This is a genomic window from Qipengyuania intermedia (assembly GCF_019711615.1).
GTDB classification, from domain to species: domain Bacteria; phylum Pseudomonadota; class Alphaproteobacteria; order Sphingomonadales; family Sphingomonadaceae; genus Qipengyuania; species Qipengyuania intermedia.
In genome coordinates, this window is the sequence record NZ_JAIGNS010000001.1 from 349,981 (window position 1) to 371,349 (window position 21,369).

Below are 21,369 nucleotides of genomic sequence, written 5' to 3' on the forward strand. Positions count from 1 at the left end.
CGGTGAAAGAATGGCTCAGTCCTCGACCGCCAGCAGGTACAATTGGCGTGCGGCATCGATGGGTTTAACATCCTTGCCGCTCGGGCCGTCGACTTCGTAGTGCCAGAAGGTCCAGCCGTTGCAGCTGGGCGCGCCCTGCAATTCTTTGCCGAGACCGTGGATGCTACCCGTCTGCTTCCCGCAAGCCAGTGAGCCGTCAGCACGGACGGTCGCCTTCCAGCGCCGCTTCTTGTCGAACAATTCGGCGCCGGGCTTGAGATAGCCATTCTCGACCAGCGCGCCGAAAGCCACCTTGGGTGCGCTGCGGCCAGCCTGCATCGTGGTCAGTGCGCTTTCGTCGAGCGGCAGTTCCTTCTCGATCCGCTTGATCGCGGCGTTGCGATAGACGCCTTCGCGCTCGCAGCCGATCCACTGACGGCCGAGACGCTTGGCCACCGCGCCGGTCGTGCCGGTGCCGAAGAAGGGGTCGAGAACGACGTCGCCCTTCTCCGTGGTCGATAGCAATACGCGGTAAAGCAGGCTCTCGGGTTTCTGCGTCGGGTGAACCTTGGTGCCGCCTTCCTTCAGGCGTTCTGCGCCGTTGCAGATCGGCAGGACCCAGTCGCTGCGCATCTGGAGCTCGTCGTTGAGCGTCTTCATCGCGCGGTAGTTGAAGTGGTACTTCGCCTTCTCCCCCTGCGAACACCACAGCAGCGTCTCGTGCGCATTGGTGAAGCGCGTGCCGCGGAAATTCGGCATCGGGTTGGACTTGCGCCAGACGATGTCGTTGAGGATCCAGAAGCCCAGATCCTGCAGGATCGCGCCGACGCGGTAGATGTTATGATAGCTTCCGATGACCCACAGCGCGCCATCGGGCTTGAGGATGCGTTTCGCCTCGGTCAGCCAGGCGCGGGTGAAATCGTCATAGGCCTTGAAGGTATCGAACTTGTCCCAGTCGTCGGTCACCGCATCGACATGGCTGCCGTCTGGACGATTTAGATCGCCGCCCAGCTGGAGATTGTACGGCGGATCGGCGAACACGAGGTCTATGCTGGCCGTCGGTATGGAGCGCATGGCTTCCACGCAATCGCCATCGAGGATCTTGCCCACGGGCAGTTCGAGCGGGAGTTCCACCGCCTTTCCGGTGCGCTGCACGCGCGATTTCGTGGTCTCGATGACCCCCATGTGACCGTCCCCTTTGGCTTAGTTATCCACAGGGTGAGTCCAAACCGAGTCCGCGTCAAGCAGCTTCTGGGTTGCATATCGCGTCGATACACAACTCCTGAGGGAGAACGAAAGGAGTCCCCCACAAGATGTTGAGTCCGCACGGATTCGGCGGACTCAAGATGATGCGGTGTGGCCCGGAAGACTCTTTTCGTCGGTGTTTTTGGCTGGATTAGCTCTCGGCGGGCGCAAGACCCGGATCGACGCCTGTCAGGTCGATCGATTTCTCCCACAGGCGTGCGGCGAGCAGCGGATCGCGAGCCGTGCGCGTCGCATAGGCCTTGCCCGATGCCTTGCCGCTCATTTCGCGGAAACCCCAGCTTCCGAAATAGTCGCCACCTTCGGCGTCAGGATCGGTCGACGCCTGCAAAGCCGGGATGGCCCCGTCCTTCGCGGAGTTCAGCGCGAGCCCGATGACGGGGCCAAAAACGCTGCCGAGCAGGCCGAGATGCCGTGTCAGCTCCGTCTGCGCGACGCCCGGGTGGCAGGCGATCGATACGACCGGCGAATTTGCAGCGCGCAGCCTCCGGTCCAGTTCGAGCGCGAAGAGAAGGTTGGCCAGCTTGCTCTGGCCATAGAACTTCGTGCGCGAATAGCCGCGGCGCGCATCGAGGTTGTCGAAATCGATCTTGGCGCCCTTATGCGCGATGGATGACTGCGACACGACCCGCGCACCGCCGTCCTGCGCCAACTTGTCGAGCAACAGGCCGGTGAATGCGAAATGTCCTAGGTGGTTCACGGCAAACTGCGATTCCGCGCCGCCTATCGAGTGTGATAGCGGCGGCACCATGATCCCGGCGTTATTCACCAGAATGTCGATCTTCTTCTCGCCCTTGGCTTCTTCGGCGGCATCGCGGATCGAGGCGAGATTGCCCAGATCGAGGTGCAGGTAATCGAGATTGGCCTGCTCCGGCCCGCTCGCGATATCATCCATCGCCGCCTTTGCCTTGTCCCCATCGCGGCAGGCGAGGATCACCCGCGCGCCCTTGCGCGAGAGTCCGCGGGCGATTTCCAATCCTATGCCGGTATTGGAGCCGGTGACGATGGCGGTCTTGCCGCTCTGGTCGGGAATATCGGAATAGGCAAAGGTCACGCGAACATCTCCATCTGCGATACCGGCGCGAAGCTGCGGCGGTGCAGCGGGCTCGGTCCGTGTGTTCGCAATGCTTCGAGATGCTGGGGCGTTCCATACCCGGCGTTGCGCTCCCACCCGTAGTGCGGGAAACGCGCTGCCGCATCGCGCATCACGCGGTCGCGATATTCCTTGGCCAGGATCGAAGCGGCACCAATCGCCTTTTCCTTCCCATCCCCGCCCACGATTGCACGCGCAGGCCAGCGCCACGTGTCGCAGCGGCCATGCGGCGTCTGGTTGCCGTCGATCAGCACCGCTTCAGGGTCCTCTCCCAAAGCGTCCACCAGACGGGAGACGGCGAGCGTCATAGCCAGCATCGTCGCCTGGAAGATATTGATGCGGTCGATCTCTTCCACGTCGACAATTCCCAGGCCCCAGGCACAATTCTCCAATATTTGCGGCTCGAGCGCGGAACGGCGGGCGGCGCTGAGCTTTTTGGAGTCGTCGAGGCCTTCGGGGCACGGGTTGCATAACACTACGGCGGCAGCGACAACCGGACCGGCAAGCGGTCCGCGCCCGGCCTCGTCCACGCCGATAATCAGCGGGGCCTGACCTAGACCTTGTTCGGGAGAAAAAGAGATCATGAAACGCCTATCCGTCATTGCCGCCACCCTATCCCCGCTGCTGATGGCCGCAAGCTGCGGAGGCGGGTACTCCACCGATGGAGGCAGCTCGGCGACATCGACGCCGACCCCGGTGGCAGGCGAATTTGCAGGCGAGTTCGCGATCACCGAACACGGATCGTTCGCCGATCCATGGGCTTCGGCCTTCCTTCCCGGTACCCGGATGATCTTCATCACCGAACAGGCAGGCAGCATCAAGTTCAAGGATCTTGCGAGCGGAAGAATGGGCACTGTCACCGGAGTGCCCGAGGTCGATTATGGCGGCCAGGGCGGCTTGGGCGAAATCGCTTTCCTACCCAGCGAGGCGGATAAGGGCCTCGACGATCGCACGATCTACCTAAGCTGGGCAGAAGCCGGTCAGGGCGACACGCGCGGCGCGGTCGTCGGTCGGGGGACACTGGTGTGCAAAGAGGCCGACGAATGCAGGATCGAAGGCCTTAATGTGATCTGGCGCCAGGCGCCCAAGGTGACGGGGCGCGGCCACTATTCGCACCGCATCGCTTTCAGCCCGGACGAACGGTATCTCTTCATCACGAGCGGCGACCGCCAGAAAATGGAGCCGGCGCAAGATACCTCCAACACTCTTGGCACAGTAGTGCGCCTCAACCTCGACGGCACGCCTGCGGCCGACAATCCGCTGGCCGAACAGGGCAGCCCCAGTGACCAGATCTGGTCGTGGGGCCATCGCAACCTTCTCGGCATCGATTTTGATGCGAGCGGTCGCTTGTGGGAGATCGAGCATGGTCCGGCAGGCGGCGACGAGCTGAACCTGGTCAAGCGCGGCGCCAATTACGGATGGCCGCTTCGATCGAATGGCGATCACTACGATGGCGAAAACATTCCGGACCACACGGCCGACGACGGATTTGAGAAATTCGCGATCAACTGGACGCCGGTCATCGCGCCCGGAAACATGGTCTTCTACCGCGGTGACCTGTTTCCCGGCTTCAAGGGCGATGCGATGATTTCCGGCCTGAAGACGGAGGCTTTGATCCGCGTCGAAATAGACGGCGAAAACGCACGCGAAGTCGCGCGCTATGACATGGGCAGCCGCATCCGTTCGGTCATCGAAGGCCCGGATGGCGCGCTCTGGGTCCTCGAAGACGGGGAAACGGGCCGCCTGCTGGAACTTCGCCCCGAATAAGCGAAACTTGGTCGACTTGATGGCGGCGCGGCACTAATCGCCGCGCCGCTATGGCGACAATCGTTCCCCTTTCCGCAATCGACCCTGCGCTGGTCGAGCAATTGCTCGACGCGGCATTCGGGCAGCAGCGGCACGCGCGCACCGCCTACCGGATCCGCGAAGGGGTCGATGCGCTGGACGCGCTGAGCTTCGCCGCGCTCGACGAAGACGAATACCTCGCCGGAACCATCCAGCTGTGGCCTGTCGCCCTCGTAGATCCCGAGGGCAGGCCTCACCCGATGATCATGGTCGGCCCGGTTGCGGTTATGCCCGGACGGCAGGGCGAAGGCTTCGGCAAGGCGCTGATGGCGGCGAGTCTGGGTGCGATCGAAAGCGGGTTCGAAACGGGCGCCATGCCCCTGCCGCAGGTCATGATCGGCGACCCGGAATACTATGCGCGATGGGACTTCACCGCGCAGCATACGAGCGGTTGGCACTGCCCCGGCCCCTTCGAAAAGGAGCGGCTGCTGGTGCGTACCAGCAATCCCGGCGTGCTCCCGAACGAAGGCATGCTTGGACCGTGGCCCGCATAGAGTTGCGCTGAGCCGCGAGCCGCCCCAAATAGCGGGGCATGGTATATACCCCTCCCCCGGAACTTGCCGGACTATCGCTCGCCCAGATTGCCGAACAGGTCGAGGCGCGCAAGCTGCCTCCCGTAGAGCAATGGACGCCCGAACAGACCGGCGAAAGCCATATGCAAATCCAGGAGGATGGGACCTGGCTGCACGAAGGTAGCCCCATCTCCCGCCCGGCGATGGTCCGGGCGTTCGCAGGATTATTGAGGCGCGAAGACGATGGCGGGTACTGGCTTGTCACCCCGTTCCAGAAGCTATCCATCGAGGTCGAGGACGCCTGCTTCATCGCCACCGACGTCAGCGAGACGGAAGGCAACCTCGCCTTTCGCATCAACACCGATGAGCTGGTGGTCGCGGGGCCGGACAATCCCATCCGCGCGGATGGCGATGCCGAGAAACCGCGCCTTTATGTCCATGTCAGGCGCGGCTGCGAGGCACGCCTCAATCGCTCGACTTACGAACAGCTCGCCCAGATTGCGCTGGAGAACGGCGAGGACTGGAGTGTCACCAGCGGCGGAGAGCGGTTCTCGCTACTGCCTGCATGAGCGAACTGTTCGATCGCCTCACCCACTTGTTCGAGCAGGGGCACGCCGCGCCCTCGCCCGACCTGCTGAGCGACGAACGTTTCGCCGATCTCGACCGCACGGCCGATGCCGCCGTCCTGATCGCGGTGACGGATCGCAAAGACCCGACTGTCCTCTTGACCCAGCGACCACGCACCATGCGCGACCATCCGGGACAAGTCGCCTTTCCGGGCGGGAAGCTGGATGACGGAGAGTGCGCGGTCGACGCTGCGCTGCGCGAAGCATGGGAGGAACTGGGCATCGAGCGTGAACACGTGCGCGTGATTGGCACGACGGACCGCTATCAGACCGGCACCGGTTTCGACATCACGCCCGTTCTTGCCACGGTCCCCCACGACCTGCCGATCCGTCCCGACCCGCGCGAGGTGGAAAGCTGGTTCGAAGCGCCGCTATCGCTCCTCATGCGTCCCGAGAACTGGCAGGAAAACGAGGTGTTCTGGAAAGGCGCGATGCGCCGCTATTACGAGATGGACCATGAAGGCTATCGCATCTGGGGCGTGACCGCCGCGATCTGCATCAACCTCTCGCGGCGACTGGCGTGGACAGGCTGAGCGTTCTAAAGGCGCTGCCATGACCCGCCTGCCCGACACCGACTGGACCAAACGCGCCGACCTTGCCTCCCTCGTGGATGCGCTGGGCGCGGACAACACGCGTTATGTCGGCGGTGCGGTGCGCGACACTCTGCTGGGCAAGGCAATCCACGATATCGACCTTGCCACGACGCTGGTTCCCCATGCCGTGATCGACCGCTGCAAGGAGGCGGGCATTCGTACGGTTCCGACCGGCATCGACCATGGAACGGTTACGGCGGTCCTGCCGGAAGGTCCGGTGGAGATAACAACCCTGCGCCGCGATATCTCGACCGATGGCCGCCGAGCCACGGTCGCTTTCGCCGAGGAATGGCGCGAAGATGCGGCGCGGCGCGATTTCACTATCAACGCGCTCTATGCCCACCCGGAAACGCTCGAGATCGACGATTACTTCGGCGGGTTGGCGGATTTGGAGGACCGCCGGGTCCGCTTCATCGGTGATGCGCGCGAACGTATCCGGGAAGATCACCTGCGCATCCTGCGCTATTTCCGTTTCCAGGCGCGGTTCGGCGATGCTCCCGAAGACGAAGCGATCGCTGCAAGCTCGGAACTGGCACATACTCTCAAGGGCCTCAGCCGCGAACGGGTCGCGATGGAATTGCTCGGCATCCTTTCCCTGCCCGACCCGCGCGGGTCGATATCGCTCATGGCAGAGCACGGCGTCCTTGAAGTTATTCTGCCGGAGGCACGCGAGCGCGAGCAAAAGATCTTCGCCGCTCTCGTCGCCCATGAAGCGTTACTCGGTCTCGACGGCGATCCCGTGCGCCGACTCGCTGCTCTTCTGCCACCCATCCCCTCAATTGCGGAAGCCGTCGCGGCGAGGCTGCGTCTGTCGCGGGCACAGCGGGCGCGTCTCTCCTGCATTGCCGGGCGCAAGGATTCCGACGCCGCGGCCCCTCGTGCGCTTGCATACGCGGAAGGTATCGAAAGTGCGCGCGACCGGCTCCTGGTAGCAGGCGGCGACATAGCTGCGCTGTCGAACTGGGAAGTGCCGCAACTGCCGCTCAAAGGCGGAGAGATCGTCGCGCGCGGGATTGATGCGGGTCCCGAGGTTGCGCGGATATTGAGGGCGGTCGAGGCCCGCTGGGTCGCGGAAGAGTTTCCCGACGCCGGGCGTGTGGCGGAATTGTTGAATGAAGAGCTTTCCGGTCATTCGCGGCCCTGATTGCTGCGCCGCAGCACAAAGATGCCTCGACTTGTCGCGCAGCAGGCTCGCTTCGCCCATAGCTTCAGCTTCGCTTAAGCTGCAATGCAACATAACGGCCTCACACGGTTGCCTCCCGGCGGTCGTTTTGTCATAGAGCGCCCGCTTCCCGGAGGGGGCATGCGGCACCGGCGTGAGGCTCTGTTCTCCGCAGCCGCTCAATTTTTCGCAGGACCCTTAGCGCACGCAGATGCGCATAGGGAACGCATAATCTGAACAAGTCTAGGAGTTCATTCATGAAAATCGCAAAGCTGGCTATTGCTGCCGTCGCTCTTGCCGCCACCCCCGCGCTTGCCAACGAGCAGGTCGCTGCAGGCGCAACCGTGACCGGCCCCGAAGGCAATGCAGTCGGAACCATCGTTTCGGTCGAGAACGGCCAGGCCGTACTCGACACCGGCAAGCACAAGGTTCCGCTGGGCGTCGAGATGTACGGCCAGGGCGAAGCAGGCCCGACCATCACCGTCACCAAGGCCCAGCTCGACGGCATGATCGACGCACAGCTCGCAGAAGCGGCTGCCAAGCGCGATGCAGCCCTTGTGGTCGGCGCAGAAGCTATGGACGCTTCCCACGCACCGCTCGGTACCGTCCTCGAAATCAACGGCGACAACATCGTCCTCGCCCGTGGCGGTGACGAAACGAACAAGGTCACCCTGCTGCGTACTCACTTCGACGCGACGGACCATGGCCTTATGGCTCGCCTGACGAACGCGCAGATCGATGCTGCCATGGCTCAGGCGGCTCCGGCTGCCGGAAGCGCGGGCGAATAAGCCTTTTACCAGTTCCCTGAGCCCAGCTTCAGGGTCGCAAGGGGCCGGGAGTGCGCAAGCGCTTCCGGCCTTTTCGCTATCCGAAGCGATTATCGCGCGGGAAGCCTTGCGGCGGCAGGCGCCCTGCACCGCCACGCGCGACCTTCCACTGCCACATATCGCCTTCGGTCCGGGTCCGGTCGCCCTTGCCGCCCATCGTCCAGCTAAGCCCCTCCTCGAGCTTGAACGTGGTTGCATCCGACAGTCCGCCATCGCGATAGCTTTGCAGCTTCACGCCCTGCCCCTTTGCAAGGCGCGGCAATTCTTCGAGGTTGAAAACCACCAGCTTGCGGTTGTCGCCGACCACCGCGACATGGTCGTGCCCCTGCTCGATGGCGCGCGCGACGACCAGCTTCGCATCGCCCTTGAGATTGACGACCTGGCGACCCTTTCGGGTTTCGGCCAGCATCGCGTCGGTGGTGGCGGCAAAGCCCTTTCCGGTATCGGCGGCCAGAAGCACTTCCTGCCCCTCGCGATGGACGATGACCGCCGCGATCTGCGTACTCGCCTCGATGTCGAGGGTGTTGCGCACCGGTTCACCGAACCCGCGCGCGCCGGGGAGCTTGTCCGCGCCCAGCGTGAAGACCCGTCCGTCGGCCCCGACCAGCAACAGCTTGTCGGTCGTCTGCGCGTGGAGGACGAAGGCCGGACCATCGCCTTCCTTGTACTTGAATTCCTGGTCCAGCGGCAGGTGACCCTTGGCACCGCGCACCCAGCCTTTTTGCGAAAGAATGACCGTTACCGGCTCCTTCTCGATCATCGCGTCCATGCTGAATTCGACTGCCGGGGCAGCCTCTTCGATGGTCGTTCGGCGGCGGCCAAGATCGGTTTCGGGCCCGTATTCTTTGCGCAACGTGTTGAGGTCGCGCTTCAGGCGCGTGCGTTGGCGAGCCGGGGAGCCGAGCAGTTTCTCGAGCTCGTCCTGTTCTTTCAGCAGCTCGTCTTTCTCATTGCGCAGCTGCATCTCTTCCAGCTTGCGCAAGGAGCGCAGGCGCATGTTGAGGATCGCTTCGGCCTGCCGGTCGGTAAGCTTGAACTCCTCCATCATCACCGGCTTCGGCTCGTCCTCGGTCCGGATAATCTCGATCACGCGGTCGAGGTTGAGGAAAGCGATGATATAGCCTTCGACAAGCTCCAGCCGCTTGGCGATCTGGTCGAGGCGGTGCTGGCTGCGGCGCTGGAGGATGTCGATCTGGCTGGCGATCCAGTTTTCGAGCAGTTCCTTCAGCCCCATGACCATCGGTGTGCGGCTGGCATCCAGCACGTTGAGGTTGAGACCGAAGCGGGTCTCCATGTCGGTTAGCTTGTAGATGCTCTCCTTGAGCAACTCGGGATCCACGTTGCGGCTGCGCGGCACGAGCACGATGCGGATCGCTTCGTCGCTTTCGTCGCGCACGTCTTCGAGGATCGGCAGCTTCTTGTCGGCGATCGCCTGTGCGATCTGTTCGATCAGCTTGCCCTTGGCGACCTGGTAGGGGATTTCGGAAATAACCAGCTGCCACTGGCCGCCGCCCAGCCGCTCGATCCCCGCATCGCGATCTTCCACCTTCTCGGCTTCTTCGGCGTGGAAGCGGCCACGCACCCGGAAGGAACCGCGTCCCGTCTCGTAGGCATGACTGATTGTGCCCGCACTTTCAGGCACAACCCCGCCGGTCGCGAAGTCAGGTCCCTTGAACAGTTCCATCAGCCGCGCGTGATCGACATGCGGGTTGTCGATCACCTCGAGCGTGGCATCGACGATCTCGGCGACGTTATGGCTCGGGATATTGGTCGCCATGCCCACCGCAATCCCGCTCGCTCCATTGGCGAGCAGGTTGGGGAACAGGCCCGGCATGATTTCCGGCTCTTCTTCCTCGTTATTGTAGGTCGGGATAAAGTCGACCGTGCCCGCGTCCAGCCCTTCCATCAGGCGCATCGCGGTCTTCGTCAGGCGCGCTTCGGTGTAACGGTAGGCCGCTGCATTATCGCCGTCGATATTGCCGAAGTTTCCCTGCCCTTCGACGAGTGGATAGCGCAGCGCGAAATCCTGCGCGAGGCGAACCATCGCGTCATAAGCGGCGGTATCGCCATGCGGGTGGTACTTACCGATGACCTCGCCGACCACGCGGGCCGATTTCTTGAACCCGCTGGCGGGATCGAGCTTGAGCTGGCGCATGGTCCACAGCAAGCGGCGGTGAACCGGCTTCAATCCGTCGCGAAGGTCGGGCAGCGAACGCGCGGTAATCGTGCTCAGCGCATAGACGAGATAGCGTTCCGACAGGGCGGAATCGAAAGGTGCATCCACGATCGCATCGAACGGATCGACGCCGGAATCATCGAGATCGGTAGTGGCCATACGCCCTGCCCTACCAGAGCCACGGCTCGCCTGTCAGCACGGAACGGAGCACTGTCCCCACACGTTGCATGGGTAACACGAAATCAAGGAGTTACCCTATGACAAAGCGGATCATGATCCTCGCCACCAACGGCTTTGAACAGTCGGAACTGATGAAGCCCAAGGCCAATCTGGAAGACGCCGGTTTCGAAACCACCGTAGTGAGTCTCGAAAAGGGCGAAATCAAGGGTTGGGACCAGAAGGATTGGGGCGACAGCGTTGCCGTAGAGAAGACGGTCGATGAAATTTCCGACTGTTCGGGCTACGACGCGCTGCTCCTCCCCGGTGGTCAGATGAATCCCGATATTCTGCGGATGAACGAGCGTGCGATTGCCATCGTTCGCGAATTCGACATGGCCGGCAAGCCGATCGCCGCGATCTGCCACGCACCGTGGCTGCTCGCCGAAGCCGATCTCATCAAGGGCAAGACGGTCACCGCATGGCCATCGATCCGGACCGACCTGAAGAATGCAGGCGCAAATGTGGTCGATAAGGAAGCGGTCGTTGATGGCAACCTAATCACCAGCCGTAACCCTGACGACATTCCGGCATTCAGCAAGGCCCTCATCGAAATGCTCGGTAAAAAGGTCGAGAAGCGCGAACTCGAAAGCGCCTAACCGGTAATTCACTCTCGAGGAGAGAGGATGACCCCGCCGCAGCGATGCGGCGGGGTTTTTCGTTTTCGGACCCATGGCGGCGCGCAAGCATTGGGGAAGGCATGGGGAAACATTCACCGCTTCGCTTGCTCCTGATCCTGTTGCTTGCCGCCATCGGTTTGTCCGCGGCTCCCGTCATCGCGCAAGGCATCGCAGTGGCGGAGGATAGCGAGCCTTACGTCTACGAGGTCGAGCAACTCGAATTCGAGGCCGGGCCGACCGCGCCGCTCGATCTCGACACCCCGATGGGGCTGATGGAAAGCTTCCTAGCGGCAGGCGAAGCGGGCGACTGGGAAAGCGCCGCTGCCGGTCTCGACATGGCCAATATCGCCGACGGCGACCCGCAGGATCTGGCGGCGAAGCTGTATGATCTCGTCCATCGCTCCATCCCGGTGGACTGGACCGCCCTGCCCGACCGCCCCGACGCGGTCGATACCGCGACCAGCAGCGAAGACCCGATGGCAGGCGTGCCGCGCCGTTCGATCACCATCGGCAGGCTGGCGCTGGACAACCGGTCGGTCCCCATCCGCATCGCCCGCGTCCAGGCCCCCGATGGGGAGCCGCTCTGGGTCTTCAGCCGCCAGACCGTCGACAATGTCCCCGCGCTCTATGAAGTCTACGGCCCGACGGCGTTCGAGGAGATGCTGCCCGCGCCGTTGCGCAAGCAGGCGTTCTGGACGCTTGCCTGGTGGGAAGTCATCGCCCTCCCCATCATCCTGCTCGTCGGGGCACTGGCCGCTGCGCTGGCCTATTTCGCCCTGAACAAATGGCGCAAGCGACTGGACGAGGACACCAAGCGGCACGGTGTCGTGAGCGCTGTTCACCTGCCGGCAACGCTGCTGGCCTTCGCCGGGACCATAGCGCTCGTCAGGGAGACTTTCTTCCGGCTCTCCGGCCCGGTTCGCGACCTGCTCGACCCGCTCCAGCTCATCCTGATCGTCGCCGCCATCCTCGGCATCGCGCTATCCGTGATCGAGGCCCTCTTCGACTTCGCCACCGATCGCCGGACGACAAAACTCGAGGCGCCGGAAAACAACGAAGACCGCAACTTCTACACCAAGCTCAGCGCAATCCGGCGGATCATCACCGCTACGCTTTTGCTGGCAGGCGCAGGCTTTCTGCTGGTCGCCAGCAATATCTCCACCACCCTCGGCTTCTCCATCATCGCGTCGGCCGGCGTGCTCGGCCTCGTCCTCGTCTTCGCCGCGCGCAAGGTACTGGGCGACATCATGGCGAGCGTCCAGATCGCTTTCGCCCAGACCGCGCGGATCGGCGATGCTGTCCATTACGACGGCCAGTGGTGCTACGTCGAAAAGATCGGCTTCACCCATTTGCGCCTGCGCACCTGGGACGAGCGCCGCGTCATCGCCCCGGTCAGCGCCTTCACCAGCGAAAGCTTCGAGAACTGGACCAAGAAGGACGCCAGCCTGATGATGCATGTCGAGCTGGAACTCGACAATCGCGCCGATGTCGAGGCGTTGCGCGAACCCTTCTCCCAATTCATCGAGAACGACGACGACGTCATCGATCCCGACGATGCCGTTTGCGAAGTCATCGACCAGAATGCCAAGGCGATGGTCGTGCGCTTCATGGTCCGCGCCGTCGATCCCAAGGTCGGCTGGGCGATGCATTGCCGCCTTCGCGAACACATGCTGGCAGCCGCTTCGAAGATGGACGCGGCGGCAGGCAACGAACCCGTCCCCGCCTACATCCCGCGCGAACGCGAGGTGCGCATGGACGAGGCGGGTTAGCCCCTGCTCATATCGTGGCTTTCGGCAGGGATCGCCACGCTCAGCCCGTCGAGGCCGTCAGCCAGCACGATCTGGCACGAAAGCCGGCTGGTCCGGCGCACGCCTGCCGCAAGGTCGAGCATGTCTTCCTCTTCCTCGCTCGCTTCGGGAAGCCGGTCGAACCATTCCGCATCGACAACGACATGGCAGGTCGAGCAGGCCATTTGACCCTCGCACGTACCTTCCAGCGGCATGCCCGCCGCCTGAGCCACGCGCAGCAGGCTGTCGCCCGCACTGCCCTCGGCTTCCACCCGCTTGCCTTCGGTGGTGTGAAAAACGACCTTCATAGCGATCCCTGCGCCTGTGCTGCCTCGTTGATGATGCGGCCTGCCTCCTCGATTTCCTCGAGCGTGGTGTAGCGCCCGAAACCGAGGCGGATGGACGCCTTGGCGAGCTTCTTCGGCAGGCCGATCGCTTCGAGCACGTGGCTCGTGCGCCCCGACCCGCTGGCGCAGGCGGACCCTGCCGAAAACATCACGTTGCGGCATTCGCTCATCAGCCGGCCCACATCGAGGCCTCCGCCATTGGGGCCGCGCGGGCGGATGTTGAGATTGCCATGATAGCGCGCTTCGGCACTGCCGTTGAGTTCCCACTTGTCGAAGATCTCGGTCGCCCGCTTCCAGAGCTTCTGCACGTGTTCGGCATCCTGCTCCATGCGGTCCTTGGCCTCGGCTGCGGCAGCGCCCATTCCCGCGATCAGCGCGGGCGAGAGCGTGCCGGAGCGAAGGCCGAATTCCTGCCCGCCGCCGGTCTGGACTTCATGCAGGTCGACCCCGTCGCGCACCCACAAGGCACCCACACCCTTCGGCCCGTGGAACTTGTGCGCGCTGATCGCGATCATGTCCGCGCCGGTAACCTCGATCTTGCCATAGGCCTGCACCGCATCGCACAGGTAGAGCGCGTTGTTTTCCTTCGCCTTGCGGTGCCATTCGACCGTGGGCTGGATCACGCCGATCTCGTTGTTGACCTGCATCAGGCAGACCAGCCGCGTGTCCTGCGGCAGGTCCTGCTTGGTGTTGCACTGTCCGTCCTTGGCGACATTCAGCACATGGCACTTGCCCGCATCCTTTGCAGTGTCGAGCACGGCGGAATGTTCGATGGCGGACACGCTGACGGTCCCGCCGCCCCCGTCCCTCGCCCGCGTACCGCGAATGGCGAGGTTGAGCGCCTCGGTCGCGCCGGAGGTGAAGATCACCTTCCCGCCCGCAGGGAACAGCGCCGCCACCTGGTCGCGCGCGAATTCGATCGCGGCCTTGGCCTCGCGGCCGATCTTGTGCGGGCTGTGCGGATTGCCGAAGCCGGTGCCGCCCGGCCCGTCGAGCCAGCGCATCATGGCATCGCGCGCTTCGGGGGCGAGCGGGGTCGTGGCCTGGTAATCGAGGTAGATCATGCCGCTACCCGTGCCGGGCAAAGGCGACGAAGTTTACACACTGTCACCCGCCCGGAATGCCTCGATACGCCCGGAATTGCGGGATTTTTCGCACGAGCCACCAGGGTGACACCTTGCTGCCTTGCGCGCAGGATAACTGAATTCGTCATGGATCGGATCGTGGCCCGTCGTTCCGGAGTAGGAAAGGGATTGGCGGCGCAGGCAGTCGCGATGAACGTCATGCCTTCGCCAATTCAAGCCATACCTCGCAGAAGCGTTCCACTTCTTCGCGCGTGGTGTTCCAGCCGAAACTGGCGCGGATGGTGCGGTCGGCCACTTCGGGTTCGACTTGCATCGCTTGCAGCACGTGGCTGGTCTTCATCGTGCCGGAAGAACAGGCAGACCCTTGCGACACCGAAATCCCCGCCATGTCGAAGCGCATGACCTGCGCGCTGCCGCTCATCTTCGGCGTGGCGATTGCGCGGATATAGGGCGTCGGGTCGGAAAGACGGTCGGACAGGAACTTGCCGCCGCTTTCGCGGCAGTGGGCAACGATTGCATCGAGCGGATCGAGCACGAAGGGATCGAGATAGGGAGAGTGCGCAGCTTCCAGCGCTGCCGCCATGCCCGCCGCAGCGGGAAGGTTCTCCGTACCGCGCCGATAGCCACGCTCCTGCCCCCCTGCCGGTTCGAGCATGGCGAAATCCTTCACCAGCAATGCACCTATCCCGATCGGCCCGCCGAACTTGTGCGCGGAGACGATTGCCATGTCGCACGGCGGAAGCGCGAGCTTGCCCGCACTCTGGGCGCAATCGGCAAGCAGGAGGCCGCCCGCCTGCTGCACGATGCCGGAAATCGCGGCGAGATCCTGATGATTACCCGTTTCGGAATTGATATGCTGGACCGCGACGAGCGGGCGCTCCCGCTGGACCGCTTCGGTCAGGATTTCGAGATCGAGCGCGCCGTCGGGCCGGACCGGCAGGCGCTCCGCATCGGGAGCCGCTTTCAGGATGGCATCGTGTTCGACCGCCGAGAGCAGCCGCGCGCCTGCCTTGGCATGGCCAAGGGCCAGTGCCGCCGCCTCGCTCGCCCCGGAGGTGAAGATCACTTCCCCCTTCCAGGCGAGCGCCTGTTTCACCCGTTCGCGGGCATCTTCCAGCGCGGCGCGGGCCTTGCGTCCCTCGGCATGCGGACTGCTCGGATTGGCCCAGAGGTCGAAGCCTTCCTCCATCGCGGCGCGCGCTTCGGGGCGCAGCGGCGTGGTGGCGGCATGATCGAGATAAATTCGTGTCTTGACGGGACGTGCTCAATATAATTGCGATTTCGCAGCGAAACCCTATATAGCGCGCATCCTCGCGCAAGCCATATCCGGCCCGCGCCATCGAAAATTTCCGACAGGGTATACCTCCCCATGCCGACCGTGATCTTTCCCGGCCCCGAAGGCCGCCTCGAAGGCCGTTTCTCCCCCGCACCGCGTCCGCGCGCACCCGTGGCGATGATTCTCCACCCCCACCCGCAGGGCGGTGGCACCATGAACGAGCAGATCACGCAGCGGCTCTACAAGACCTTCGTCAATCGCGGCTTTGCCACGCTGCGCTTCAATTTCCGCGGCGTCGGCCGCAGCCAGGGCAGCTTCGACAACGGCATCGGCGAATTGTCCGATGCGGCGAGCGCGCTCGACTGGGTCCAGCAGGTCCATCCCGATGCGTCCGTCACCTGGGTTGCAGGCGTCAGCTTCGGCTCGCTGATCGGCATGCAGCTGCTCATGCGCCGCCCGGAAATCCGCGGCTGGATCAGCGTCGGTGCCCCTGCCAGCATGTACGATTTCTCGTTCCTGGCACCCTGCCCCGCTAGCGGCATCTTCATCCACGGCGCGCAGGACACGGTGGTCCAGCCGGGCGCAGTCACCAAGCTCGTCGAAAAGCTGCGCACGCAAAAGCACATCACCGTGCACCACGAAGAAATCCCGCGTGCGAACCACTTCTTCGAGAACGAGCAGGAAGAGCTGATGAAGTCGGTCGACAATTACCTCGACTTCCGCCTCGATCCGAGCTGCCCGATCAAGTGATCCGGTAACGGGCGCCGCCGGTCTGGCGCCCGCAACCACCTGAAATTCCGCCGTTTCGGCACTCGTGAGCGGTCCCTCGCTTCGGGCCGTGTTGCCTTGCGCCTTGCATTCTTTTTGTAATGTTGTAACATTGCAGTCTAGAGTCGCAAGGAGAGGAAAGACTATGGCCTATGCAGATACCAGGAGGGCATCGCCGGCCGGCATGGTTGCCGCCATCGGCGTGCAGGCTGCCATCGGTTTCGCCGTCATCACCGGCCTGACCGTGACGGCAGGGATCGTGGAGAAGCCAGAAATACTCGACACCTGGGACATCAAGGACGAACCGCCGCCCCCGGCCCCGCCTCCGCCCGAACCGGCCACCGATGCCGTGCCGGAAGTCGCCACCACGCCGCCCATCACCGTGCCGCAGCCGGACCTGTCGCTCTCGGATATCAAGCCGGTCATCCCGACGACCGACCTGATCCTGCCGCCGCAGCCCATGCCGAAGCCCGGCCCGACCAGGCTTGATCCGGTGCCCTCGCCCACGCCCAGCGGTTTCGATCCGGTCGGCGCCAAGCCGCGCAACGACCCGGGCCGTTGGCTGAGCGATCGCGACTACAAATCGAGCTGGGCGCGCCGGGATTTGACCGGCACCGCGACCTTCAAGCTCGATATCTCGGCGACGGGCAATGTCACGGGCTGCCAGGTGACCCGCTCGACCGGTCATTCCGAACTCGATGCCGCGACATGCGTGCTGGTCCAGAAACGCGCGAAGTTCGAGCCCGCCCGCGGTCGCTCGGGCGAGCCGGTGGCGGGAAGCTACACCGGCTCCGTCCTCTGGCAGCTACCCGACTGAGCCTCCCGATCGGGCAGCGTCAGCGAGAGCCCCGTTCGACCTTGTCGAGCGGGGCTTCTCCGTCTGCGGCGGGCACTGTCCAGATCATCACGTTGACGACGGCGATGATTGCCAGCAGCACCATCAGGCCTGCATTCTTCACATTGCCGGTCCGCTTCCACAGCATCCACGCGCCGAAAAGCAGGAGCGCGGCAGCCAGGACGGTGAGCGATAGGACGGTGTCGAGCATCGTTTCCTCGTAATTGCGCCGGGTCGGCCCCGATCGGCCAGCGGAACATCGGCGGGTATCTGCCGTTTGGCAAATACACAGTCGGACCGGCTGCGACATAATAAAAAAGGGATTTCACGATGGGTATTTTCAGCAAGATCAAGGACGCGATTTTCGGCAAGGATGCCAAGGCCAAGGAAGCGCCGCCCGCCTCCACTCCCGTCAATGCCCCGGCCACCGCTCCGCGCGACCAGACCGTGCCCATCGTCAATGTCGAAAACAGCCTCGATTCCATGCCCGGTGCCGATCGCCTCAACTGGCGCACCAGCATCGTCGACCTGATGAAGCTGATCAACGTCGATTCCAGTTACGAAAACCGCAAGGCGCTCGCACAGGAACTCGGCCGCGCCGATTACAGTGGCACGGCGGACGACAACATCTGGCTGCACCGCCGCACGATGCAGGAATTGTCGGCCAATGGCGGCCGCGTCCCGTCCGAATTCCTAGATTGATTTGACAAGGTGAGCGCGGCGGCCCCAAACCGCCGCGCATGACAACCCAAACCTTTGAAACCACACGCCGCCGGTTCATCGCAGGGCTTGGCGCGACCAGCGCTCTCACCCTCGGCGGATGCGCCGCCATCCCCCGACCCGAAGGCATTGCGACGGCGCAAGCCATCGGCGCCGAACGCCTGCTTGAAGTCGTCGGCTACAACCTTCTCGCCCACGAGCCGGAGCGCGCGACCGGACTTGGCGTAGACACCGGCCAGTACGCACATCTTCGCGGAAAGCTGGAAGACCAGTCGCCTGCGGGCCAGGAGGCCTATGCAGACACTCTCAGGCAGGACCTCGAACGCGTCCGCGCCTTCCCGCGCGAAGGCCTCGATAGCGAAAACCTCACCAATCTCGAGGTCGTCGAAAGCGCTTACGAACTCGCGCTCGACGGCTTTGCCCTGCCCTATGGCGACACGCCCGTCGGCAATTGGCGGACAGCGCCCTATGTCGTGATCCAGAACGTGGGCGAATATCTTGCCCTGCCGCGCTTCATGCAGTCGAGCCACAATGTCGAGGACGGCGACGATGCCGACGCCTATATCGAGCGCATGGAGCAGATGCCGTCGGTCTTCGACGGCGAACTCGCCCGCATTCGCGCGGCGCGCGGGATGGGTGTCGTTCCGCCCGCCTTCCTGCTCGACAAGGCGATCGGCCAGATGGAACAGACCATCGCCAGCGCCGGGAAGGGCGAGCTTTTCGCAGACGATCTGCGCGCCAAGCTCAACGCCAAGGGCATGCCCGAAAGCCACGCCAACCGCGCGCTGACACTGGAAACCGGTCCGATTGCCGAGGCGCTCCAACGCCAGCTTGCCGAACTGCGCGCCGAACGCGCCATCGCCAGCGATGCGCCGGGCATTTCCGCCCGCCCCCGCGGCGAGGAATTTTACGCCTGGGCCCTGCGTTCGAGCACGACCACGACGCTCACCCCCGATGAGGTGCACAACCAGGGCCTCGAAGAACTCGATGCGCTGCATGCGCGCATGGACCCGATCCTGCGCGAGATCGGCTATACCAGCGGTTCGGTGGGCGAGCGGATGCAGGAACTGGGCAACGACCCACGCTACAAATTCGCAGAAGGCGATCCCGGCCGCGAAGAGATCATGGAATTCATCTGGGACCGGGTGAACTGGATCAAGGGCCAGATGCCGCGCGCCTTCAACACGCTTGTCGATCCCAATATGGAAGTGAAGCGCATCCCGCCCGCCGAAGAAGTCGGCGCGCCGGGCGCCTATGGCGGCGCGGGCAGCAAGGACGGCTCCATCCCGGGCCGCTTCTGGATCAATCTGCGAGACACCGATTTGCACCGCAAATACGACCTCGCCGACCTCACCTATCACGAGACGATCCCCGGCCACGTCTGGGAAGGCGAATATTCCAATCGCCTGCCGCTCATCCGCTCGATCCTCGCCTTCAACCCGTTCAGCGAAGGCTGGGCGCTCTATGGTGAACAGCTGGCCGATGAACTGGGCGCCTACGACGAATTCACCGTGGGACGCCTCGGCTACCTCCAAAGCCTCGCCTTCCGCGCCTGCCGCATGGTGGTCGACACGGGCCTTCACGCCAAGGGCTGGAGCCGCGAGCGCGCCGTCCAGTTTTTCGTCGAACGCAACGGCAGCAAGCGCGGCGAAGTGGAGAGCGAAGTCGACCGCTATTGCAGCTGGCCCGGACAGGCGACCGGCTACAAGCTCGGCCATAGCCGCATCGTCGACCAGCGTTCGCGCGCAGAGCGTGAACTCGGGAGCCGATACGATTTCAAGGCGTTCAACGATGCAGTGGTCCTCGGCGGCAATGTGCCGATGGATGTGCTGGAGCGGAATGTGGAGCGCTATATCGCATCTGCTTCCGCCTAGGGCTCGATTGAGCGGGAGGCCTGATGGAACAGATCGGCGAAAACCTGGAGACGATGCCGCGCGTTCCACTGGCCGACGAACACGTCGCCTGCCTGCGCGAACTCGGTACCGAGCGGACCTACGACAAGGGCGCCATGGTGGCCGAGGCAGGCGATGCCATGGACCGTTTCGTCTATGTGCTCGACGGGGAAATCGAGGTCGTCGACCCGTTCTCCGGGGAACGGTTGATGGACAGCTCGCTCGGCCCGACGCAGTTCATGGGCGAGATATCCTTCCTCAATGCAGGATCGCATACCCTGCCCATGCGCGCCGCCAAGGATACCCGCACGCTCGAGGTGCCGCGTGAGGACATGCTCGACCTCATGTCGCGCATCCCGGAACTATCGGACCACGTACTGAGCGTATTCGCCGCGCGCAGGCGCAAGCAATTCGAAGGCAATAACAGCGCGATCAAGCTGATCGGCGCCGACCAGGACAGCGCGGTCCAATCGGTCGAGCGCTTCCTGAGCCGCAACCGCGTGCCTTTCCAGACGCTGGACCTCGACGGAGACGACGACGAGGCGCTCGCAGCGTGTCGCCTCGTCGAACACCGCCCGGCGGTTATCCTCGGCCAGGACCGCGTGATCGACGATCCCAGCCCGCGCAAGATGGCCCAGTACCTCGGCCTCGACATGGATGTCTGCCGCGAGACGGTTTACGACCTGCTGATCGTCGGCGCCGGGCCTGCGGGCGTGGCAGCCGCGGTCTATGCCGGAAGCGAAGGGCTGCAGGCGCTCGTGGTTGAGGACACCGCCATTGGCGGGCAGGCAGGCACCAGTAGCCGGATCGAAAACTACATGGGTTTCCCGACCGGCATCAGCGGCGCCGATCTCGTCTATCGCGGACAGATCCAGGCGATGAAATTCGGCACGCGCTTTGCCATGCCGCGCCAGGTCTGCGGGCTGGTCCGGCGAGAGGACGGCACCTTTTGCGCCGATCTCGACGATGGCGACCAGGTGTGCGCGAAAACGGTGCTGGTTGCGACCGGCGTGCAGTATCGCCGCCTTCCCCTCGACCGGCTGGCCGAATTCGAGAGCAAGGGCATCTTTTACGCCGCCACCGACATGGAAGCGCGGTTCTGTTCGAAAACCGAGGCGGTCGTCATCGGTGGCGGCAATTCGGCGGGTCAGGCGGCCATGTACCTCAGCCGCACCGCACGCCACGTCCACATTGTCGTGCGCGGCGACAACCTTGCCGAAAGCATGTCAAAATACCTGACCGACAGGCTGGTTGCCGACCCGTCGATCACGATCCACTACCGCACCGAGGCAAGCGCACTGCATGGCGACGATCACCTCGAAGGGGTGACGCTGAGCGGTCCCGATGGCGACGAGGAAATCGCGACGAGAGCCTTGTTCATCATGATCGGTGCCGCGCCCAACACGCAGTGGCTCTCCGATCTCGCACAGACCGACGAGCAGGGTTTCGTCCTCACCGGCGGCGATGCCGGGCGCGAGTCCCCTTACGAGACTAGCGCCGACGGGATCTACGCCGTGGGCGATGTACGCGCCGGTTCCGTGAAACGGGTCGCCAGTGCGGTCGGCGAAGGCTCGGTCGTGGTCAGCCGCATCTGGAACTATATCGACGCCCTGTCGAGGGAACGGCTCGCCGGATAAGTCGAGCCCGGCGATTGCCTCACCGTGCTCACACGCAACCGGAAGGCAGCGCCGGATACGAAAACCCCCGGGTCGCGCTTGATCGCGGCCCGGGGGCTCTCCTCTCCAAC

Annotated in this window: 21 protein-coding genes; 13 read left to right on the forward strand and 8 right to left on the reverse strand. The window is 63.8% G+C overall.

Features of this window, described 5'->3' with window-relative positions; genetic code table 11:
- Window positions 1-15: 15 nt before the first annotated feature.
- The 3 genes from K3179_RS01695 to K3179_RS01705 form a co-directional block, all read right to left on the reverse strand.
- On the reverse strand, window positions 16-1,164 hold the full coding sequence (locus K3179_RS01695; protein WP_221562198.1) for a site-specific DNA-methyltransferase: 1,149 nt from the start codon (window positions 1,162-1,164) through the stop codon (window positions 16-18).
- Window positions 1,165-1,375: 211 nt separating this feature from the next.
- A complete protein-coding gene (locus tag K3179_RS01700; RefSeq protein ID WP_221562199.1) occupies window positions 1,376-2,296 on the reverse strand; it encodes an oxidoreductase in 921 nt (306 codons plus the stop codon).
- Window positions 2,293-2,919, reverse strand: a complete 627-nt coding sequence (locus tag K3179_RS01705; protein ID WP_221562984.1) for a ribonuclease HII — start codon at window positions 2,917-2,919, stop codon at window positions 2,293-2,295. The genes K3179_RS01700 and K3179_RS01705 overlap by 4 nt, the downstream gene beginning before the upstream one ends.
- Here K3179_RS01705 and K3179_RS01710 point away from each other — a divergent pair.
- The 6 genes from K3179_RS01710 to K3179_RS01735 all read left to right on the forward strand — a co-directional run bounded on the left by K3179_RS01710 (window position 2,918) and on the right by K3179_RS01735 (window position 7,861).
- On the forward strand, window positions 2,918-4,102 hold the full coding sequence (locus K3179_RS01710; protein ID WP_221562200.1) for a PQQ-dependent sugar dehydrogenase: 1,185 nt from the start codon (window positions 2,918-2,920) through the stop codon (window positions 4,100-4,102). The two genes, K3179_RS01705 and K3179_RS01710, sit on opposite strands and share 2 nt — an antisense overlap.
- Before the next feature lie 50 nt (window positions 4,103-4,152).
- The gene (locus tag K3179_RS01715; protein ID WP_221562201.1) at window positions 4,153-4,674 is read left to right on the forward strand and encodes a GNAT family N-acetyltransferase; all 522 of its coding nucleotides are present in this window, start codon (window positions 4,153-4,155) and stop codon (window positions 4,672-4,674) included.
- A gap of 38 nt (window positions 4,675-4,712) precedes the next feature.
- Window positions 4,713-5,261, forward strand: coding sequence for a DUF1285 domain-containing protein (locus tag K3179_RS01720; RefSeq protein ID WP_221562202.1), 549 nt, complete (start codon window positions 4,713-4,715; stop codon window positions 5,259-5,261).
- Window positions 5,258-5,851 (forward strand): CoA pyrophosphatase, encoded by a 594-nt coding sequence (locus K3179_RS01725; protein ID WP_221562203.1) that lies wholly within the window; start codon window positions 5,258-5,260, stop codon window positions 5,849-5,851. Before K3179_RS01720 ends, K3179_RS01725 begins: the two co-directional genes overlap by 4 nt.
- Before the next feature lie 19 nt (window positions 5,852-5,870).
- A complete protein-coding gene (locus tag K3179_RS01730; RefSeq protein WP_221562204.1) occupies window positions 5,871-7,055 on the forward strand; it encodes a CCA tRNA nucleotidyltransferase in 1,185 nt (394 codons plus the stop codon).
- Between the two features lie 275 nt (window positions 7,056-7,330).
- Complete coding sequence (locus K3179_RS01735) at window positions 7,331-7,861, forward strand: hypothetical protein (protein WP_221562205.1); 531 nt, start codon at window positions 7,331-7,333, stop codon at window positions 7,859-7,861.
- A gap of 76 nt (window positions 7,862-7,937) precedes the next feature.
- Here the strand turns inward: K3179_RS01735 and parC are convergent, their stop codons facing one another.
- Window positions 7,938-10,235, reverse strand: coding sequence for a DNA topoisomerase IV subunit A (parC, locus tag K3179_RS01740; RefSeq protein ID WP_221562206.1), 2,298 nt, complete (start codon window positions 10,233-10,235; stop codon window positions 7,938-7,940).
- A gap of 98 nt (window positions 10,236-10,333) precedes the next feature.
- Between parC and K3179_RS01745 the strand changes: the two genes are divergently transcribed.
- Together K3179_RS01745 and K3179_RS01750 are read left to right on the forward strand one after the other, a co-directional pair.
- A complete protein-coding gene (locus K3179_RS01745) occupies window positions 10,334-10,891 on the forward strand; it encodes a DJ-1/PfpI/YhbO family deglycase/protease (RefSeq protein ID WP_221562207.1) in 558 nt (185 codons plus the stop codon).
- Window positions 10,892-10,992: 101 nt separating this feature from the next.
- Window positions 10,993-12,681, forward strand: coding sequence for a mechanosensitive ion channel family protein (locus tag K3179_RS01750; RefSeq protein ID WP_221562208.1), 1,689 nt, complete (start codon window positions 10,993-10,995; stop codon window positions 12,679-12,681).
- On the opposite strand, the gene K3179_RS01755 is transcribed toward K3179_RS01750, so the two are convergent.
- From K3179_RS01755 to K3179_RS01765, 3 genes are all read right to left on the reverse strand, one after another.
- Complete coding sequence (locus tag K3179_RS01755; protein ID WP_221562209.1) at window positions 12,678-13,007, reverse strand: 2Fe-2S iron-sulfur cluster-binding protein; 330 nt, start codon at window positions 13,005-13,007, stop codon at window positions 12,678-12,680. The genes K3179_RS01750 and K3179_RS01755 overlap by 4 nt on opposite strands.
- Window positions 13,004-14,110: a cysteine desulfurase family protein gene (locus K3179_RS01760; RefSeq protein WP_221562210.1), complete on the reverse strand. Its 1,107-nt coding sequence runs from the start codon at window positions 14,108-14,110 to the stop codon at window positions 13,004-13,006. The genes K3179_RS01755 and K3179_RS01760 overlap by 4 nt, the downstream gene beginning before the upstream one ends.
- A 217-nt stretch (window positions 14,111-14,327) precedes the next feature.
- Window positions 14,328-15,374, reverse strand: a complete 1,047-nt coding sequence (locus K3179_RS01765; protein ID WP_221562985.1) for a cysteine desulfurase family protein — start codon at window positions 15,372-15,374, stop codon at window positions 14,328-14,330.
- Between the two features lie 126 nt (window positions 15,375-15,500).
- Here K3179_RS01765 and K3179_RS01770 point away from each other — a divergent pair, with 126 nt between their 5' ends.
- Window positions 15,501-16,157 (forward strand): alpha/beta hydrolase, encoded by a 657-nt coding sequence (locus tag K3179_RS01770; protein WP_221562211.1) that lies wholly within the window; start codon window positions 15,501-15,503, stop codon window positions 16,155-16,157.
- A gap of 163 nt (window positions 16,158-16,320) precedes the next feature.
- Entirely contained in the window at window positions 16,321-16,992 is a 672-nt protein-coding gene (locus tag K3179_RS01775) for an energy transducer TonB (protein WP_221562212.1), read from the forward strand.
- Between the two features lie 19 nt (window positions 16,993-17,011).
- Here the strand turns inward: K3179_RS01775 and K3179_RS01780 are convergent, their stop codons facing one another.
- The gene (locus K3179_RS01780; RefSeq protein ID WP_221562213.1) at window positions 17,012-17,221 is read right to left on the reverse strand and encodes a hypothetical protein; all 210 of its coding nucleotides are present in this window, start codon (window positions 17,219-17,221) and stop codon (window positions 17,012-17,014) included.
- Window positions 17,222-17,340: 119 nt separating this feature from the next.
- Here K3179_RS01780 and K3179_RS01785 point away from each other — a divergent pair, with 119 nt between their 5' ends.
- The 3 genes from K3179_RS01785 to K3179_RS01795 are packed head-to-tail and all read left to right on the forward strand — an operon-like array spanning window position 17,341 to window position 21,259.
- The gene (locus K3179_RS01785; protein ID WP_221562214.1) at window positions 17,341-17,712 is read left to right on the forward strand and encodes a DUF3597 domain-containing protein; all 372 of its coding nucleotides are present in this window, start codon (window positions 17,341-17,343) and stop codon (window positions 17,710-17,712) included.
- Window positions 17,713-17,750: 38 nt separating this feature from the next.
- Window positions 17,751-19,604, forward strand: a complete 1,854-nt coding sequence (locus K3179_RS01790) for a DUF885 domain-containing protein (protein WP_221562215.1) — start codon at window positions 17,751-17,753, stop codon at window positions 19,602-19,604.
- 23 nt (window positions 19,605-19,627) lie between these two features.
- Window positions 19,628-21,259 carry an FAD-dependent oxidoreductase gene (locus K3179_RS01795; protein WP_221562216.1) on the forward strand — a complete coding sequence of 544 codons (1,632 nt, stop codon included), beginning with the start codon at window positions 19,628-19,630 and terminating at the stop codon, window positions 21,257-21,259.
- Window positions 21,260-21,369 lie beyond the last annotated feature (110 nt).

What these genes read in the sequence shown, in the direction of transcription:
- K3179_RS01695 (WP_221562198.1), bottom strand. Translation starts at nt 1,164, where the DNA reads ATGGGGGTCATCGAGACCACGAAATCGCGCGTGCAGCGCACCGGAAAG.
- K3179_RS01710 (WP_221562200.1), top strand. Translation starts at nt 2,918, where the DNA reads ATGAAACGCCTATCCGTCATTGCCGCCACCCTATCCCCGCTGCTGATG.
- K3179_RS01705 (WP_221562984.1), bottom strand. Translation starts at nt 2,919, where the DNA reads ATGATCTCTTTTTCTCCCGAACAAGGTCTAGGTCAGGCCCCGCTGATT.
- K3179_RS01715 (WP_221562201.1), top strand. Translation starts at nt 4,153, where the DNA reads ATGGCGACAATCGTTCCCCTTTCCGCAATCGACCCTGCGCTGGTCGAG.
- K3179_RS01720 (WP_221562202.1), top strand. Translation starts at nt 4,713, where the DNA reads ATGGTATATACCCCTCCCCCGGAACTTGCCGGACTATCGCTCGCCCAG.
- K3179_RS01725 (WP_221562203.1), top strand. Translation starts at nt 5,258, where the DNA reads ATGAGCGAACTGTTCGATCGCCTCACCCACTTGTTCGAGCAGGGGCAC.
- K3179_RS01730 (WP_221562204.1), top strand. Translation starts at nt 5,871, where the DNA reads ATGACCCGCCTGCCCGACACCGACTGGACCAAACGCGCCGACCTTGCC.
- K3179_RS01735 (WP_221562205.1), top strand. Translation starts at nt 7,331, where the DNA reads ATGAAAATCGCAAAGCTGGCTATTGCTGCCGTCGCTCTTGCCGCCACC.
- parC (WP_221562206.1), bottom strand. Translation starts at nt 10,235, where the DNA reads ATGGCCACTACCGATCTCGATGATTCCGGCGTCGATCCGTTCGATGCG.
- K3179_RS01745 (WP_221562207.1), top strand. Translation starts at nt 10,334, where the DNA reads ATGACAAAGCGGATCATGATCCTCGCCACCAACGGCTTTGAACAGTCG.
- K3179_RS01750 (WP_221562208.1), top strand. Translation starts at nt 10,993, where the DNA reads ATGGGGAAACATTCACCGCTTCGCTTGCTCCTGATCCTGTTGCTTGCC.
- K3179_RS01755 (WP_221562209.1), bottom strand. Translation starts at nt 13,007, where the DNA reads ATGAAGGTCGTTTTTCACACCACCGAAGGCAAGCGGGTGGAAGCCGAG.
- K3179_RS01760 (WP_221562210.1), bottom strand. Translation starts at nt 14,110, where the DNA reads ATGATCTACCTCGATTACCAGGCCACGACCCCGCTCGCCCCCGAAGCG.
- K3179_RS01770 (WP_221562211.1), top strand. Translation starts at nt 15,501, where the DNA reads ATGCCGACCGTGATCTTTCCCGGCCCCGAAGGCCGCCTCGAAGGCCGT.
- K3179_RS01775 (WP_221562212.1), top strand. Translation starts at nt 16,321, where the DNA reads ATGGCCTATGCAGATACCAGGAGGGCATCGCCGGCCGGCATGGTTGCC.
- K3179_RS01780 (WP_221562213.1), bottom strand. Translation starts at nt 17,221, where the DNA reads ATGCTCGACACCGTCCTATCGCTCACCGTCCTGGCTGCCGCGCTCCTG.
- K3179_RS01785 (WP_221562214.1), top strand. Translation starts at nt 17,341, where the DNA reads ATGGGTATTTTCAGCAAGATCAAGGACGCGATTTTCGGCAAGGATGCC.
- K3179_RS01790 (WP_221562215.1), top strand. Translation starts at nt 17,751, where the DNA reads ATGACAACCCAAACCTTTGAAACCACACGCCGCCGGTTCATCGCAGGG.
- K3179_RS01795 (WP_221562216.1), top strand. Translation starts at nt 19,628, where the DNA reads ATGGAACAGATCGGCGAAAACCTGGAGACGATGCCGCGCGTTCCACTG.